This is a genomic window from Pseudalkalibacillus sp. R45, assembly GCF_052246725.1.
In the GTDB taxonomy this organism is placed as follows: Bacteria; Bacillota; Bacilli; order Bacillales; family Fictibacillaceae; genus Pseudalkalibacillus.
Genome location: NZ_JBQQCL010000003.1, coordinates 139,508 through 156,393 on the forward strand (window position 1 = coordinate 139,508; position 16,886 = coordinate 156,393).

Sequence of the window (16,886 nt, forward strand, 5' to 3'; positions counted from 1 at the left end):
AAGAGGCTGGCCACATGACCATCCTCTCACATTTTACAATCCAGTTATACGCGTTTTGATTTCGCTTATGACATCAGTAGTTGTCGCATTCCCTTTCAAATCCGGGGTTTTGACGCCATCTGCCAGAACGTCTTCCACAGCCTTCAAAAGATAATCCGCCGCTTTTTTCTCACCCAAATGCTCTAGCATCATTTTTCCGGTCCAGATCTGACCGATTGGATTTGCAATTCCTTTCCCGACGATATCCGGAGCCGATCCGTGTACAGGTTCGAACATAGATGGATATTTTCCGTTCAAGTTGATGTTCGCTGCTGGCGCTACACCAATGCTTCCCATGATTGCAGCACCTATATCACTCAGGATATCCCCGAACAGATTGCTTGCCGCCACTACATCAAAAGACGCTGGCTTCGTAACAAAAAAAGCTGATAACGCATCAATATGTGAGGATTCTACCTCAATATCAGGGTAATTCTCTGCTACTTCTTTTACAGTCCTGTCCCAGAATGGCATCGAATGGACGATTCCATTGGACTTCGTCGCACTCGTCAGCTTTCCTCGCCGCTGTTTTGCCAGCTCGAACGCAAACCGCAACACACGCTCCGTCCCTTTTTTCGTAAAAATATTATTCTGGATCGCAATTTCATCTTCACCGCGGTGAATCGTACCGCCTACCTCACTGTACTCCCCTTCACTGTTCTCCCGGACAATAACAAAATCAAAACCATCCGGATTCTGAAGAGGAGACGCAATGCCAGGTAATTGCTTAGCTGGCCTGACATTGATCACTTGTTCGAATTCCCGTCGTATTTTGATCAAAAGTCCCCACAGTGAAATATGATCCGGAACCAGCTTCGGATTCCCGACAGCACCAAGGAAAACTGCGTTATGCTGTGACAACCTCTCCAATCCATCCTCAGGCATCATCTCACCATGTTCGAGATAATACTCACAGCTCCATGGATAGTGGCTGTATTTGAACTTGAAGCCACCGTGCACCTCAGCCAAAGTATCTAATACGTCTAACGTTCCAGGCATGACCTCAGTTCCGACTCCATCACCTGGAACAACGCCGATCTCATACATTTTCATCTCAAGCCCTCCTATGTAAATGAAGAAACCCCCAAAAATAGGGGTCTCAACATAATAAATTACTGACCAAGCTTAAGCTCACCCTTATAGGCTGCTCCATAAACATCTCTTGTTGATTCTAATGTGTATTTTTTCGGACTTCTTACAAGAAGGCGTTTCTGCTCGATTCCATTTTTCGCAAGCGTATCTAAATCACTCTCTTTGATACCGTATTCTTCAAGTGTCGTTGGAAGCCCAACATCTTTTACTAGATCTTGCAACGCTTTTACTACAGAAACCGCCAACTCCCTATCACTCTTTTCTTCCGTCGGTAGACCGAACTCATGAGCTAACACTTTCATTTTCGGTAAGCATGCTGGCCAAATATAATCGAAAACATAAGGTAGTAAAACCGCATTAGATTCACCATGCGGAATTTTGAACAAACCACCGAGCGGGTATGCCAATGCATGAACACCTGCTACTCCAGCATTATAAAAGCTTAACCCTGCGATCATGCTTCCCCAGGCCATTTCCCGCCGGGCTTCTTTATTAGAGCCATGCCATACTGCAGTTCGGAGGTTTTTCGTTATTTTCCGGATCGCTTCAAGTGCGAGCGCATCTGTAAGGTCGGTCGCGTTAACTGAGACATAAGCTTCAATTGCGTGTGTCAATGCATCAACTCCACTTGAAGCAGTCACCCTTGATGGTAACGTATAGGTCAACTCAGGATCGATAACCGCAACATCTGCAAGTAAATACTCATGTGTGATTACATCTTTCGTATCTTTTAATGAGAATACGGCGATATCTGTAATCTCTGCTCCAGTGCCGGCAGTCGTCGGGATCAATACTTTAGGTAAGCCTCTGTCACTTAATGTTTTCGTACCTGATAAATTCAAATACTCCTCAACAGTTCCTTCATTTTTCGCAAGTACTGAAGCCGCTTTTGTGATATCGAGGCAACTTCCGCCACCGATCCCGATGACAAGGTCTGCACCAAATTCACGTACCGCATTTACGGCATTATCGCCCACATTTAAAGGTGGTTCTGGTTGGATCTCAGTATATAAGGAGTACTCTACCCCTTCTCTTTCCAATACTTCTTCAACCCTTTGAGAAAGTCCTACCTCAACAACGACAGGATCTGCAAAGATCATCACTTTTTTGGTTTTAAACTTATGAACGATCTCAGCTACGTTCTTGATAGATCCCTCTCCTGTTATCAATGTTAAGGGTGAAACGAATGAATGCATGGTATCTCCTCCAAATTTATTATCTAAATCTATTTACCCAGTAAGCCTTTCATCACTTTCTTTTGAAACCACAGGTGTTGCTAGTTTCGTATATACAAACATGGTAATCATACCAACAAGAACACCAAGCCCTGCTGCACCGAATGGATTTGTAAAATTAAGTCCGAACGGCAAATAAACGAACCAATAAGTCAACGTACCTGACAGCAAGGAAAAGATTGCCCCTTTCTTCGTAGCACGTTTCCAAAGACCTCCTACAATCAGCGGCCCTGCTGTTGCAGATACAATTCCACCAATTCCAATCCACATGAACACCGATAAGAACTTCGGCGGTGACCAGGCAAACATGATACCCGCGATGATCACTAAGAAGGTTGAGTAACGACTGATCAGCAACTCATTCCGTTCAGCCTTCTCTTTTGAAATTTTTATCCGTGGCACAATCGTTTTACGATACAAGTCATTAGCAAGCAACTGTGTCAACGAAACTATCAAACCATCTGATGTCGACATGACAGCTGATAAAACGGCAACCGCAAAAAATGCAGCTACAAACGGCGGGAAAATTTCACTGAAGAGCACAGGGATAATTTGGTCCGGTGCAATATTTGCCCCTGGATCTACAACAGCGATTCCTAACATTCCACCAAGTCCCATCAACGGCAAGATTGTCGCAAAAATCGTACACCACATAATGAGCTTCTTCATTTCTTTATTCGAACGGACCGCCATGAACTTATTTCCAAGGTGCGGTAAGACGCTGAATGGCAAGTGGGCTACAAAGAGCAACGCTACAAGCCAAAAAGCTCCATACGTTTTATCTCCTGGTAAAAAGAGCTGATCGAATGCTCCAGTCGGATTACGTTCTTTAATAAGCTGGATCATATCGCTGAAGTTACCCTCAACACCGACACTTAATAAGAAACAAACCAATACTACAATCGCTGTAATTACCATCAAAAAGCCTTGGACTGCATCAGTCATGATATCCGAGTGTGAGCCGCCCATGAATACATAAACGGCAAGGACGATACCAGTGATGAAAAGTCCGACTTCATATTTTACACCCATCATTGTTTGGAACATTGTCGCAGCGGCAACGAATTGGGAAACAACATAGAAAATCAATAGAATTGAAATGATGGTCAATACAATTCGTAAAAATTCACTGTTAAAACGATCTCCTAAAAACTCAGGGATTGTCCGTGTTCCGAATTCATCCCCATAACGTTTGATTGCTTTTGCAACAAATAACATCCCGAATACCGTTGCAATCGGGTACAAAAGCGGGTACCACAGACTCGGTGTCCCAAGATCATAAGCAAGCCCCGGCATCCCCATGAAGGTGGAACCACTCGAAACACCCGCAGCAATGACGAGGGCTACCGTCAATGGACCATAACTCGAACGGGCTGTGGCAAAGTCATCCGAGTTCTTCGTTTTCTTCATGCCAAAATATCCGAATAGGACCATGCCGAGCAAAAAGACCGACATTATGATCCAAGAATAAGTTACAATCGCATTTTCCATAGTCTACACCCCTCACTCTTTGTCATCTAATAGGTTTGTTTTGAATAAAATGAAAGCCATGACACCCCAAGTACCTAAAATGAGAGTTGCCATAATATATAGAAACGTCATGAACATACACCCCTTGTTTTTAAGAAATTTTTGATTTCAGGATAGCGATCAACCACGTCAATTTGTTCCGAGATAGATTCATAGAGTACAAGTTGAGGTTTTTTCTTCACCTCCTCTCGATAGATCTCGTAAGGCAAGTAGATCAGAAAAGAGTCCACTTGATTGATCTTCGGGACACTCCAAGATCGGACTTTGTGAATGTAATGCCTTCTTAGAAATTCATGCCCTTCTTCTAATGCATGATTCTCTGTCCATTTGGGAGAAAGAATGATTTCAGGATCAATCTCGGTTTCTTCAGTCTCAAGGCGCTGATCCAACATTGATGTTTCTCCTTTTACAAGATTGGTCATCAGGAAACGAAGATCGTTTTTTTTACGCCCGATGAATGGCTTGTACTCCACATTCCACTTTGAGAAAAGGTACGGATAGTAGAGTAACAGTTCTCTAGGCTGATTGACTCGCCTGTCTCGAATTGGCATCGCTTTCATTTTTATCACCTCGTTTTAAAAGCGGTAGTTTAAGCTGATCATCTTAAGTCTTGTCATTTCTTTTATGGCGTATTTGATCCCTTCATGACCATAACCGGAATCCTTTACACCACCGTATGGCATATGATCGAATCGCGTCGTAGGAATATCATTGACAAGCACTTGCCCGACATCAAGCCCATGAGCCATCTTGAGTGCCTGTTGTAAGTTGTTTGTGAAAACCCCCGCATTGAGACCGAAATCACTCTGATTCATCGAGCGAAGTGCTTCCTCCTCGTTTTGCACAGGCTGCAAAATCACTACAGGCCCGAAGATTTCCTGGCAGGACACTTTGTCAGATGATTGGATACCTGTTAAAACTGTCGGGAGAATACCGTTTGCTTTTCTTTCCCCTCCCGTTAGAAGAGTCGCTCCATTTTCCACCGCTTCATCAATCCAGTTAAGGATGCGTTCTTGTGACTTTTTGTTGATCAAGCTTGTCACTATCGTTTCATCATCAAGCGGATCGCCAAAGGTCACCTCATTCGTTTTCTTAACAAAAGCTTGTTTGAATGCTTCAAACACTGCCTCATGCACGTAAATTCGTTGCGTACTTATACAAACCTGGCCATTGTAAATGAATGCGCCTGTAACTGCTTTTTCAGCTATTTGTTGAATTGAATCACTTGCCGAAGCATCAACATAAAGCGCTGAATTGCTTCCAAGCTCAAGCGTCACCCGTTTCAAACCAGCCTGGCTCTTGATCAGCTTTCCGACTTGCGGGCTCCCTGTGAAGGAAATTTTTTGTACACGGGAGTCATCCAGCATCACTTTTCCAAGCTTCGGACCTTCACCTGGAACGACATTGAAAGCACCATCTGGCAAACCGGCTTTTGTGAACAGTCCGGCCAGCTTCAGGCTTGAAATCGGTGTTTGCTCTGCAGGTTTTACAATGATTGTGTTCCCGGAAGCAAGCGCCGGTCCGACTTTATGAACGACAAGATTAAGCGGAAAATTGAATGGTGTGATTGCCCCGACAACACCGATTGGTTCGTGAATGGTATAGGCATCCCGCCCTTCGCCTCCTATTGCCGCATCTAACGGAATGTATTCTCCAGCAATATGCTTTGCCTCTTCTCCGGAAAAACGCAACGTTTGAACGGACCGATCAATCTCATTTCTCGCTGCTGTAATCGGCTTACATGCTTCAAGCGTAACGATCTTAGCAAACTCTTCTTTTTCTTCCTCAAGTAAATCAGCTGCTTTATATAGGATTTCCGCGCGTTCGTTCGCTGTCAGCGCTTTCATTTTGCTGAAAGCTTCATATGCACGATCAATAGCTTCCTGCATTTCCTCCACTGTTGCATCTGCCACCTGAGCTATTTCATCTTCTGTATGCGGCTGAATGACTGCATACGTATTCGTAGGTTCAACTTCCTTACCCCCAATAAACAATCCTTTCCACATATGTTTCTCCTCCATTCTCTATGAATACGTATTCAAATAGTCTGAAAAAAGAGAGAACTAATCAAGTTCCTTTGTTGTCTCTCTGATATACAATTCTGGTTGGATCGTGATATTGATTTCTTTTTTTATTTCTTCTGCTTCCATTAAATATAACAGGTTCTCAATAGCCAACTGACCAAGGTTTTCAGAACTTTCAGGTCCTATGGTTGTCAATTTGAAGCTTTTATGTGAACTCCATTCAATATTGTCCATTCCAATCAAGCTTATATCATCTGGTATAGAGTATCCTTTTTCAAGCAGATAATCGAGAATGAAAATGGCGATCGAATCCGTTGCTGCAAATATCGCAGTTGGTCGGCGTTTTCTAGCAAGCATCGATTCTAATGCACGCTGAATCTCTTCACCTGTAGTATCCGTCACTTGGATAAAGTACTCAGGAACCTCAATTTCTCGTTCAGTAAGGGCATCATGATAGCCTTTGTGTCTACCGTGAAAAGTAGACATTTTCATATCTCCGCCAATCCAAGCGATTTCTCTGTGCCCAAGTTCTAATAGATGTTCAGTCGCCATCTTGCCGGCAGCGATGTTATCAATCTCAACATAATGACCACCTTTACGATGTTTACGGTTGAACATCATGGACGGGATATCAAGCTTTTGAAGTTCCTCGAAAATCGGATCGTCATAAAAAATGGAAGAAAGAATGATCCCATCGACCTGGTGACTCAACACATCTTTATAGACAGACATGTTATCACCATAATTCTCGAAGTGTACATTCGTATGATACCCATGCTCTTTAGCATCGTTGACAATTGAAGTGGTCGTCTCCACGAAAAATGGGTTGTGTAAAGGACCAGAAATTAATGCAATAGACTTCGTCTTCTTATTAACGAGGGATCGAGCAATGGAATTCGGTCGATAGTTCAACTCCTCCATCGCTTTTATGACGCTTTCACGCGCCACCTTACTTACTTTTGATGGATCATTCAATACTCTGGATACTGTAGACTGGGATACCCCAGCGTGTTTTGCAACATCTTTTGATGAGACCATGGCTTTTTCTCCTATGAATACGTATTCACAACTTCTTGTCTAACACCTTAATAAAAAAAGAATCTTATGTCAACAATTTTCTGAAAACTAATTGTGGTGGTACATATTAACAAAAACCACACCGGTCATACCGACCGATGTGGTTCCTGCTTCTAACAAACTCAGCTTGCTTGTTCTGCTGCTTCTTCCTCTTTCTTCTGTTTCTTTTTCCTTCTGAAGATTCGTCTGAATCCTCTGCCGATGTCGCTGTACAACATATAAACAGCTGGAATCAAGACGAGCGTAATCATCGTTGCAAACAACAATCCAGAAATGACGACGATAGCAAGCGGCGCTTGATACCCGCCAGAAGCCCCTGTCGCAAACGCTAACGGCATCATTGCCCCAGCTGTCGTCAAGGTCGTCATGAAGATTGGACGCATACGATTTTTACCAGCCTCAACAAGGGCTTCAGCCGCATTATACCCTGCATTCCGCAACTGTTTCGTACGATCGATCAGCAAAATTGCATTGTTCAACACAATTCCTATAAGCATGATGACTCCCATGCCCGACATCGTACTCAGCTCGCTCTGTGTAATGAACAAGCCGAGGATGACACCTACAACCGTCATTGGAATCACTGACATGACAACAAGCGGGTGTGCAAGATTGTTGAACTGGATCGCCATGACCACATACACTAAGAAAATCGCAATAGCCAGGATCATAACCATCTCTTGAATCAATTCCTGCTGTTGTTCTAAATCTCCAGCAGCGGCTACGGTATAGCCAGAAGACGAATCATAAGACTCGATCACTTTTTGCACGTCACGATTGATGGATCCTAGATCGCGCCCTTCAATATCCGCTTGGATCGTGACGAAACGTTCTCCATCCACATGCGAAATCTGATTCGGCACTCCAACCGTCTCAAACTCTACATATTTTGAAAGTTTCTCCATCCCGACAGGTGTCGGAATCTCCAAGTCAAGCAGATCGGCTTCAGTCGTTAGCTTTTCATTGATCGCCAATTTGATCGGGATCATTTCGCCACCACTATCCATCTCACCGACCGGCATTTCCATCGATAATTGCTGGATCGATTGTTTGATCTGCTGAGACGTCAATCCATCTTCTTCTATCGCCTCTTCCTTCAACAGAATTTGTTGCTCTTGAGATTGTCGTTCATTCGTACTTGTAACAGCGACAATCCCTTCAATTTTGCTCAATTCCTTTTTCAAATCCTCTGAAATCAACGCAAGCTCTTCAAAATTTTCCCCTTTTACATTGATCTGTACTGGAGATCCTCCACCGGCCGTCATCGCATTATCGACACTTTTAATCGGAAAATCTTCAGTCATTTCGCGAAGGGTTTTCAAAATATCCTCATTAACTTCCTTCTGCTCTCGAGTTATTTCGTCACCTTTGGTCATGTTGATCGGGGCAAAGAACATATTCCCATTATCAATCACGTAATGGCTCTCCACATCCCGTACAGCAGACAACCGGTCATTCATCTCTTCCACGATTGCCCTGCGATCATCTAGATCAACACCTGGTTCAAGATTGATCGCCAATTCAGCATAACGGTTGAGGACATCCGGCATGATTGTCATAGGGATCTTTGTCACCAAAAGCAATGATCCAATAAGCACGACGAAAAACAAACCGATCATCCCAAAGCGGTTGCGTTTTTTCTTCGCCATCCAGCCCACTGTCTTACCGTATCTTTTGATTAAAAAGCCCTCTTTACGATGCGTGCGATTCTTTTTCAAACGTAAAAAGTTCTCCGAAAGTGCAGGGATCAATGTGAAAGCGATAAGCACCGAGCTGATCAGTGTGGCTGCCACCACAACAGAAAGGATGATCATGAACTTACCTACTTCGCCACCCATCAGACCGACTGGCAGGAACACCACAATCGTCGTAAGCATTGAGGCGAATACTGCTGTCGCAACCTCTCTGGTCCCTTGCAATACGGCTTGCACATTCTCTAGTCCCTGCTCTTTCTTGCTGTAGATCGATTCTAGTATGACGATTGAGGAGTCGACCATCATTCCGATTCCTAAACCGAGTGCAATCAGGCTTAGCATGTTGAAGCTGTAATCCAACAGCCACATTGATAAAAATGTCAGTAGGATCGACGTCGGTATGGACAGGCCGATGATGACCGTCGCTCTGATGTTACGCAGGAACAACAATAGGATTGCAAGTGCGACAATTGCTCCGATGATAATATTGTCCGTGACCCCACTGATGGAATCCTCCACATAGTCTGATAAAGCGATGACTTCATTCATTTCAAAGCCTTGCACCAGACCCTCATCTCGGATATCAGCAACCTCTGCACGGATCGCTTCCGTCATTTCAATTTGAGTGACATCAGAGACGCGCCCTACCTGTATAAAAACAAATTCATTCGATCCTTCTTTCCAAACGGAAGAAGTATTCTCGATTGGTTGAACCTTGATATCTGCAAACGTATCCAACGTTTCAACACCGTTAGCCGTTGGAATACGCAGTTTCTGCATATCCTCCACATTCGTGAAAGTAGTGTCCCAGCGGAGTGTCGGCTGACTCTCTTCCTCAGAAAAAGCACCGAGGGAAGCCTCGGAATTTTCATTTTGGATGATTCCTAGAATCTGTGACGGATCCAGCTGGTATTCTAGTAATTTATCACGATCCAGCTCAATCAATACTTCGTTCTCTTCAAGACCCATGAAAGCCACTTCACGGACTTCCGGCAACGCCTCAAGACGCGGCTTAAGGGTTTCCTTTGCAAACATCGTCATTTCTTCCATCGGACCATCAGAAAGATCCATGTAATATTCAAATGGTTGATTTGTAGACATCTTATAGGTAAGGATTTCTTCAGCACCAGTCAGTTCTGGTTTCATAGAGTTGACCGCTGATTCGACTTCGCGATACACTTCATCCCCACGGCCGCTTTCAAATGTCATCTGGAGACTCGCTCTTCCGATATTGGTCGTAGAATTGACTTCCTCTACTCCCTCGATTCCCGAAAGCCTTTGTTCAACCGGATTCGTAATCATCCGCTCCACTTCAGAAGCATTCATCTCTCCAGCCATGACATCAATGAACGCTCCATCGAAGTCAACCGGAGGCATCAGCTCTTTATCTAGCTTGATCGTTGCGAAACTTCCAGTAATAAGTACGAAAATGAATAACAATGCAACGATGATCTTACGTTTCAATAATAACTGCAGCAACCTCATATGTTCTCCCCCAAACCCATACATTTTTCATATTTTTCCATTAATAAGGTCTATTGTAATACTTTTGTATTATACAAACAACAATAAGTAGTATATTTAAGGAAAAATTAAGATATACTTCAAAAAAGAGCTTGCTAGAAAAATAGCAAGCTCTCTGATAACATTTTCATTTATTTTGTTACCTTTTACCTGATCATTCGGATAGCCACTCACTTCAAACGTTTCATCCTTAGTATGAGAGAATGCACCTGCAGAAGCCTTTCTCCACAACAACTGCTTTCACACAAAATTTAATAATTCATTGATTATCCCTGCCGCATCCCTGTCCGGAAATAAATCATGAATTCCTCATTCTCAGATAAGGGTCGACAGTAAGCCGAACCTTCAAATCATATGGTTATCGTTTGATGAATACTGTTTTGGTGGATGTAAAGAACTCTTTTGCTGCTTGTCCTTGTTCACGTGAATGGGAGCTCGACTCCTTCATCCCGCCGAATGGCGCTTGTAGTTCGACCCCGGCTGTTTCCGCATTGACACGGACCAGTCCCGCCTCGATTTCATCTACAAAGTCAAGTATATTACTGATATTCTCTGTATAGATCGAAGCACTCAAGCCAAACTTGACATCATTCGCCAGTTTAAACGCCTCTTCTAAGGAATCAGCCTTGATCAAAGCAAGGACTGGACCAAAGATTTCTTCCTGTCCGATGATCATTCTGGAATCCACATCCTCAAATACGGTCGGTTCTACAAAATAACCATTTTCCAATCCGTCTGGCCGCTTTCCGCCGAATAGCAGTTTTGCGCCTTCTTCTTTCCCTTTTTGAATGTATGAGAGGACGTTGTACAGTTGAGACTCGCTTACACTGGGTCCCATCCAAGTTCCTTCTTTACTTCCATCCCCGACTTTCAATTTTTCCACTTCTTCCAGCAATTTTTCTTTGAATTCATCGTACACTTCGGATTGGACGATTACTCTGCTCGTCGCTGTGCATTTCTGCCCTGTAGAACGTAATCCACCACTGATCGTCCCTTCCACAGCAAGGTCCAGATTGGCGTCATTCGCGATTATGACAGGATTCTTCCCGCCCATTTCCAGCTGGAATTTCGCTCCTCTTGCCACAGCGCCTTCCGCGACCAGTTTCCCAGTCTCATTTGATCCTGTGAACGTCAGCCCTTTCACATCCGGGTGATTGATGATCCGATGTCCTACGACCGATCCTCTTCCGTTTACCACATTGAGGACTCCTTTAGGAAAACCGGCTTCATGGAAGCATTCCATCACTTTTGTCGTCGTGACAGCCGTCTCCTGTGCTGGTTTGAGGACCACCGTATTCCCATAGATCAACGCAGGTGCTGTTTTCCACATCGGAATCGCTGCGGGGAAGTTCCAAGGAGTAATGATCCCGACAACTCCAAGTGGAACCCGCGTGGTGTACATCAGAGCATCGGGATCGGTAGAGGGAATGACATCCCCGACGCTTCTCAATCCCTCCCCTGCATAATAACGGAGGATTGCCACTCCTCTAGCAGTCTCCCCTTTGGCTTCAGGGAAGGTCTTCCCCATTTCTTTCGTCATCGTTTCAGCGATTTCATCGATCCTGCTTTCAAGGATGTTCGCTGCTTGATACAAGTACTCTCCTCGTTTGGCGCCCGTCAGCTTTTTCCATCCCTTGCCGGCCCGTTTGGCAGCGTAGACAGCCTTATCGACATCCTCCTCAGAAGAAAGCTGGTACGTCCCGACAATCTCTGACGTGTTTGCAGGGTTATAGCTTTTTTCCGCTTTGTTCGTTTCCGTGCTGACCCATTCACCATCCACATAGTTCAAATAATCCTTTACAATTGTTTCTGTCGCCATTCTCACTACCATCCTTTCTTTTCATTGATTTAACTGACTCTGCTCAAAATTCACTTAAGAACTCATTATCATCTTTTGACAAAGCCAATCATCAAAAGGTAGGTCCGATTCTCCAGATACCGAAATCATGCTGCTTCAAGATTTCCGATTTAGTCTTCTTTCCAGCACATGTCTGTGTGATTTCCTCCATGATTCGCTGTCCGACTTCATCGACTGTTTCTTTTCCCTCTATGATAGTACCGGCATTCAAATCGACATTTTCAGCCATACTTTCGTACATCGTAGTATTTGTCGATATCTTGATGACTGGTGCAATCGGAGAGCCGGTAGGTGTCCCACGTCCACTTGTAAACAGGATGATCTGGGCTCCGCCTGCCACCATCCCTGTCAACTGTTCGATATCATGACCTGGAGTATCCATCCAGACGAGGCCTTTTTTCGTTGGCTGTTCTGCATAATTGACCAGTTCTTGCAAAGCGCGGCTTCCTGCTTTGGTCGCGGCACCAAGCGATTTTTCCTCCAGAGTCGATAAACCGCCTTTGACATTTCCAGGACTCGGGTTTCCTGTCCGGATATCTACACCCATACGGATTGCCCTGTTTTCCATCGCCTCGATGACTTCATAGACACGTTTTGAGACATGATCATCCACCGCCCTCTCTGCTAGCAGGTGTTCCGCTCCGATCAATTCTGTCGTTTCTGCAAGAATCGCCGTACCCCCGCGATCCACAATCATATCACTTACGGTGCCGACCGCCGGATTCGCTGATAACCCTGAACATGCATCTGATCCCCCACATTCAGTTCCTATGATCAATTCACTGAAATCAAACGGGACTAACTGTTCCATAGATGCTTCCTGTACCATTTTTACTGCGGCCTTTGCTCCCTCGGCTATCGCAGTAAGTGTCCCACCATGATCCTGGATCGAGACGACTTCGACCGGTTTACCGCTTTCCCTGATATCATCCGCCACGCTTCTTGCTTGATGTGTTTCACATCCCAATCCCAGAACGACAACACCATACACATTTGGATTTTTCCCCATCCCAGCATAAGTACGGAATGTTTGTTCATAATCCACCCCGACCTGGGCACAGCCATGTTGATGGATGAATGTGACGGTCCCATCCACCAATTCGGTAATCCGTTGGGCAGCCTGTGTCGCACAAGTGATCGTGGGTAAAATAAGGACGTGATTGCGTATTCCGATATGGCCATCGGGGCGCCTATAGCCCATGAGTTGCATGTTTTCGGCCAATCTTATCACCTCTTCCTCTCTTTCCTTCTAAATTATGGATATGGACATGTTCTCCGATCTGGATGTCACTGGAGGCAACACCGATCACTTCACCATATTTCTTGACGTCTTCACCTTGTTGAATCGTTTTGACAGCGAATTTATGACCGAACTCTATGTCTTCATGCAATTCGATCGACACAGTCCCTCCATTGATCCGCAGAACAACAGTCGCTCCTTTCTCCAAAGGCTCTAACGCCACTGCTACGGTATCAATCGGTTTCATCATTAATGCTTGCCCGTTCATCTGTGCATTCCTCCCTGAACAAGTTAAGACACGATGGATTGATGTCCGACCTGACTTTTGACTGGATTTTTCAACAACCCGATTCCGGGAATCTCAATTTCTACCTGATCCCCATCATTCAATGTGAATTCATTTGGGGGGACGATACATGTACCGGTCAACAGTACTGTTCCAGGGAACACGACATTGTCTTTCACAAGATAATCGGTCAATTCATTCAATTTACGTTTCAATTGACTGACCTTTGCTGAATCTTCAAAAACCAGGTTTTCATTCCGGTAGATACGGCAGATGATCTTGAATTCATACGGATTTTTTACGGTCTCTGCCAAACGGATCGAAGGGCCGATCGAGCAGGAATTTTTCCAGATTTTAGCCTGTGGTAAATACAATGGATTTTCCCCTTCAATATCCCTGCAACTCATGTCATTTCCGATGGTATAGGCCAGGATGGAGCCATCAGAATCAAGGACTAAACCCAGCTCTGGTTCTGGGATCTGCCAATCTGAATCGCTGCGCAAATAGATCGGTTCGTCCGTTCCAATCGTCCGATCGACAGTTGATTTGAAGAAAATTTCAGGTCGATCTGCATCATAAACCTTATCGTAAAACGTATCTGCATCCAGCTTCCCACCTGTCGCCTCATAATTTCTCGCTTCCTTTGAACGCATATACGTAACGCCAGACGCCCACACTTCCCTTGCTTCGATTGGAACCAACAGGCTGAGTTCCGTTATATCGCGGATAAGAGGGTCCTCTTTAGATACGACGATATTAACAAGATCAAGAGGCCTTTTTTGTCGTTTCTTCGATTCTTCAAGAAGATCCAGAAAACTATGATATGGTAATCTGTAAACCTTATTTTCATCTGTTACGGCCCCTAATGCCGGTGTATCTTGATCATTTACAAAGCGGATGATTCTCATTATTGACCTCCATTTGTTTTATATTATAAAACCGCATTCTTTTATTATAGGTATGGTGCAGTGCATACTTCCCTTTCACCTAAAATGAATATCTGCTGGTAAGCCCCTTTCGGGGATACTACTTCGCCGCTCTGTTTCAATCGGCTGACCACGTTTTCCAATGTGCCCTTTGTCCGAGCTGCAGGCATTGACAAGAATAGAGGACACCAGAGACGTTATTTGCAGAAATTCTTGATAAACCACTAGCCTCTTACACCAAATAACGGATTGGATGTCCTCTTTTCAAATCAAACCATTTTTTCATAAATAAAGGAATAATGTCTTTATCTTTGATTTAGGTCATTCAGCTATCGTCAATTCGTTTGATAACACTGCATAATCGTCACCAGAAATGAATTTTTCTAGAGAATCGACTGTGAATATTTTCACCTTATATTTTTTGAGATCATCCTTCACTTTGAAATAGGCACTTAATTCCTCAGCATCCTGGATGTCCTTTTTCAAAGCAACGAAATCAGCTTGTTTTTTATTTTTCAACAACTGAAAGATGACGGTTTCTTTACCTTCATGGTCTCTTGTATCCAGTGTACGGCTCACAGATGCATTCACAAGAATCCCGTCTTCCTCCGACAATTCTCCATTACTGATTGTAAAAGGCTTCGTGTTAGGAGGTTCTTTATCATCCGCATAATATACTGCCAATTCCCCTATTGAAGTGAAAGTGACACCACCTCCAGGAACCCCGATGATACGGACCCCATCCCCCCAGGTGTCTTCAAACGCGAATGTGTAAGTCTTATTCGGGCCTGCTGAATTATCATAAGGATACTCCGGTGTTATCGACATATCGGAAACATTAATCCATTCATGATTCTGGCGGACTTGTACTTTCAAGTCTTCTTTGAACCACCCTCCATCCGGGAACATCTTACCAGTCGTATAATCGACTTTGTTCAAGTTGTAGTTCTTTTTCCAAGTGTACCCCCACCAGTCCTCTGTTTTCCTTTCATTGCTCCAACTGTCTTCTGACTCAAGCCTGGTTCCATTATGGAAATAATCGACATTTCCGAAATGGGCGACTTTATTAATCGGTGTAGTGCCGTCACCCGTGATCGCCAAATTCGAGTATGAATCTTTCGGGTTTGAAGGTGTAGATGGGGAAGTTGACTCGACAACAAGCTTTCTCAATGAAAAGTTATAGTTGGTGATACCACCCATGAATGTATTTGACTGGACATACATGGTTTTCCCGTCTGAACTAATGAATTTTGAAGGAATAGTAGTTGCATAACCACCATTTTTCGTATCTGTCCATGGATAACCGCCATAATCTTTTGATAAAAACCGTTTCCATGGACCCCATGGTGTAGGTGATTCGTAAAATTCAAACGTATACTCTGTCCAGGATGTGTATAGATAACGGTCCAAAGGCTCGTTATAGACGATGCTGCCCTGGGACACCACGGTCATATCCTTAGGATCATTTGTAAAGAAGGTATCTTGATAAACACGCCGGTCATCTTGTAATACAGGTTGTCTTTCTTCAATATTCCCGGACCATTGTGGTGTTCCGTTTGAATCCTTACCTGTATAGAATTCCCATTGTGACCGATCCTGGATTTGATCTTTGTGCACTCTTCCCAGGTAAAGTTTGGTAGGATCTTGAACACGGTCATTGAAGGAATCCCTCCAATTGTAATCCAATCCATATGCATAGATATATTCGTCTTTGGCGTTTTCATTATCCTGACCATAGTCAAGAAACATGATCGTGGTGAACGTATAATCATCAAACATCGGTTCAGTTTCATCCCATGTCCAAGTTTTACCTTTATCTGTGGATTTTACAATCGTCGCGGATGGTACATCATTAAAGTCCTTACTCAAATCCTGGACTGCTAAATATAAATCACCGTCTACACACACCATTCCAGTAGGCTTACGATTATAATGCTCCGGATCATTCCAGATCTGTCCTACTTCATCACTGCGGGCGATCGTCGTACCTTCCAGGTTAGGTGGAGTACCGGTTATTTTGTTGACAGCGATATCAGCAAAAGGCCCCTCCAAGCTGAATCCTTTTCCATCACCGTTGGCTGAATAAAGATTGCCATCATCAGCCCAGCAAGAAGCCCATAAATCACCGTCACTGGCAGTATTGTAAGAGTCTGCTTCTTCAACATATGCAGTTGAGAAGAACGTGCTTCTCTCAGGTTCATCCGCGCTTGCTATATTCTTGGAGGAGGTGAGGCTTGCAAACACTGATAAGACCAACAATACGGTAAGACCGACCGGAAGGAATTTCTTGAAACCATTCATTTACACTCAAACCTTTCCTTTGGATATTAAATTTGAATGTTGATTCTGATGGTGTTCTAG

At 44.0% G+C, this 16,886-nt stretch carries 12 protein-coding genes; all 12 read right to left on the reverse strand.

What is annotated here, in order from left to right; translation table 11 throughout:
• Positions 1 to 33: 33 nt before the first annotated feature.
• The gene (locus ACTWQL_RS08355) at positions 34 to 1,092 is read right to left on the reverse strand and encodes a tartrate dehydrogenase (RefSeq protein ID WP_443141991.1); all 1,059 of its coding nucleotides are present in this window, start codon (positions 1,090 to 1,092) and stop codon (positions 34 to 36) included.
• Positions 1,093 to 1,151: 59 nt separating this feature from the next.
• Complete coding sequence (locus tag ACTWQL_RS08360) at positions 1,152 to 2,327, reverse strand: iron-containing alcohol dehydrogenase (RefSeq protein WP_443141992.1); 1,176 nt, start codon at positions 2,325 to 2,327, stop codon at positions 1,152 to 1,154.
• Positions 2,328 to 2,360: 33 nt separating this feature from the next.
• The gene (locus ACTWQL_RS08365) at positions 2,361 to 3,857 is read right to left on the reverse strand and encodes a sodium:solute symporter family protein (RefSeq protein ID WP_443141993.1); all 1,497 of its coding nucleotides are present in this window, start codon (positions 3,855 to 3,857) and stop codon (positions 2,361 to 2,363) included.
• Between the two features lie 107 nt (positions 3,858 to 3,964).
• Positions 3,965 to 4,456 carry a hypothetical protein gene (locus ACTWQL_RS08370; RefSeq protein ID WP_443141994.1) on the reverse strand — a complete coding sequence of 164 codons (492 nt, stop codon included), beginning with the start codon at positions 4,454 to 4,456 and terminating at the stop codon, positions 3,965 to 3,967.
• 15 nt (positions 4,457 to 4,471) lie between these two features.
• Positions 4,472 to 5,902 (reverse strand): aldehyde dehydrogenase family protein, encoded by a 1,431-nt coding sequence (locus ACTWQL_RS08375; RefSeq protein WP_443141995.1) that lies wholly within the window; start codon positions 5,900 to 5,902, stop codon positions 4,472 to 4,474.
• Positions 5,903 to 5,959: 57 nt separating this feature from the next.
• The gene (locus tag ACTWQL_RS08380) at positions 5,960 to 6,958 is read right to left on the reverse strand and encodes a LacI family DNA-binding transcriptional regulator (protein ID WP_443141996.1); all 999 of its coding nucleotides are present in this window, start codon (positions 6,956 to 6,958) and stop codon (positions 5,960 to 5,962) included.
• A 161-nt stretch (positions 6,959 to 7,119) separates the two neighbouring features.
• Positions 7,120 to 10,176 (reverse strand): efflux RND transporter permease subunit, encoded by a 3,057-nt coding sequence (locus ACTWQL_RS08385; RefSeq protein ID WP_443141997.1) that lies wholly within the window; start codon positions 10,174 to 10,176, stop codon positions 7,120 to 7,122.
• A gap of 397 nt (positions 10,177 to 10,573) precedes the next feature.
• The gene (gene gucD, locus ACTWQL_RS08390; RefSeq protein WP_443141998.1) at positions 10,574 to 12,034 is read right to left on the reverse strand and encodes an alpha-ketoglutaric semialdehyde dehydrogenase GucD; all 1,461 of its coding nucleotides are present in this window, start codon (positions 12,032 to 12,034) and stop codon (positions 10,574 to 10,576) included.
• Between the two features lie 91 nt (positions 12,035 to 12,125).
• Positions 12,126 to 13,274, reverse strand: a complete 1,149-nt coding sequence (locus ACTWQL_RS08395; RefSeq protein WP_443142174.1) for a UxaA family hydrolase — start codon at positions 13,272 to 13,274, stop codon at positions 12,126 to 12,128.
• Positions 13,264 to 13,581: a UxaA family hydrolase gene (locus tag ACTWQL_RS08400; RefSeq protein WP_443141999.1), complete on the reverse strand. Its 318-nt coding sequence runs from the start codon at positions 13,579 to 13,581 to the stop codon at positions 13,264 to 13,266. The genes ACTWQL_RS08395 and ACTWQL_RS08400 overlap by 11 nt, the downstream gene beginning before the upstream one ends.
• Positions 13,582 to 13,604: 23 nt before the next feature.
• Positions 13,605 to 14,507 carry a fumarylacetoacetate hydrolase family protein gene (locus ACTWQL_RS08405; RefSeq protein WP_443142000.1) on the reverse strand — a complete coding sequence of 301 codons (903 nt, stop codon included), beginning with the start codon at positions 14,505 to 14,507 and terminating at the stop codon, positions 13,605 to 13,607.
• A 339-nt stretch (positions 14,508 to 14,846) separates the two neighbouring features.
• On the reverse strand, positions 14,847 to 16,826 hold the full coding sequence (locus ACTWQL_RS08410) for a hypothetical protein (RefSeq protein ID WP_443142001.1): 1,980 nt from the start codon (positions 16,824 to 16,826) through the stop codon (positions 14,847 to 14,849).
• Between the last annotated feature and the right edge of the window lie 60 nt (positions 16,827 to 16,886).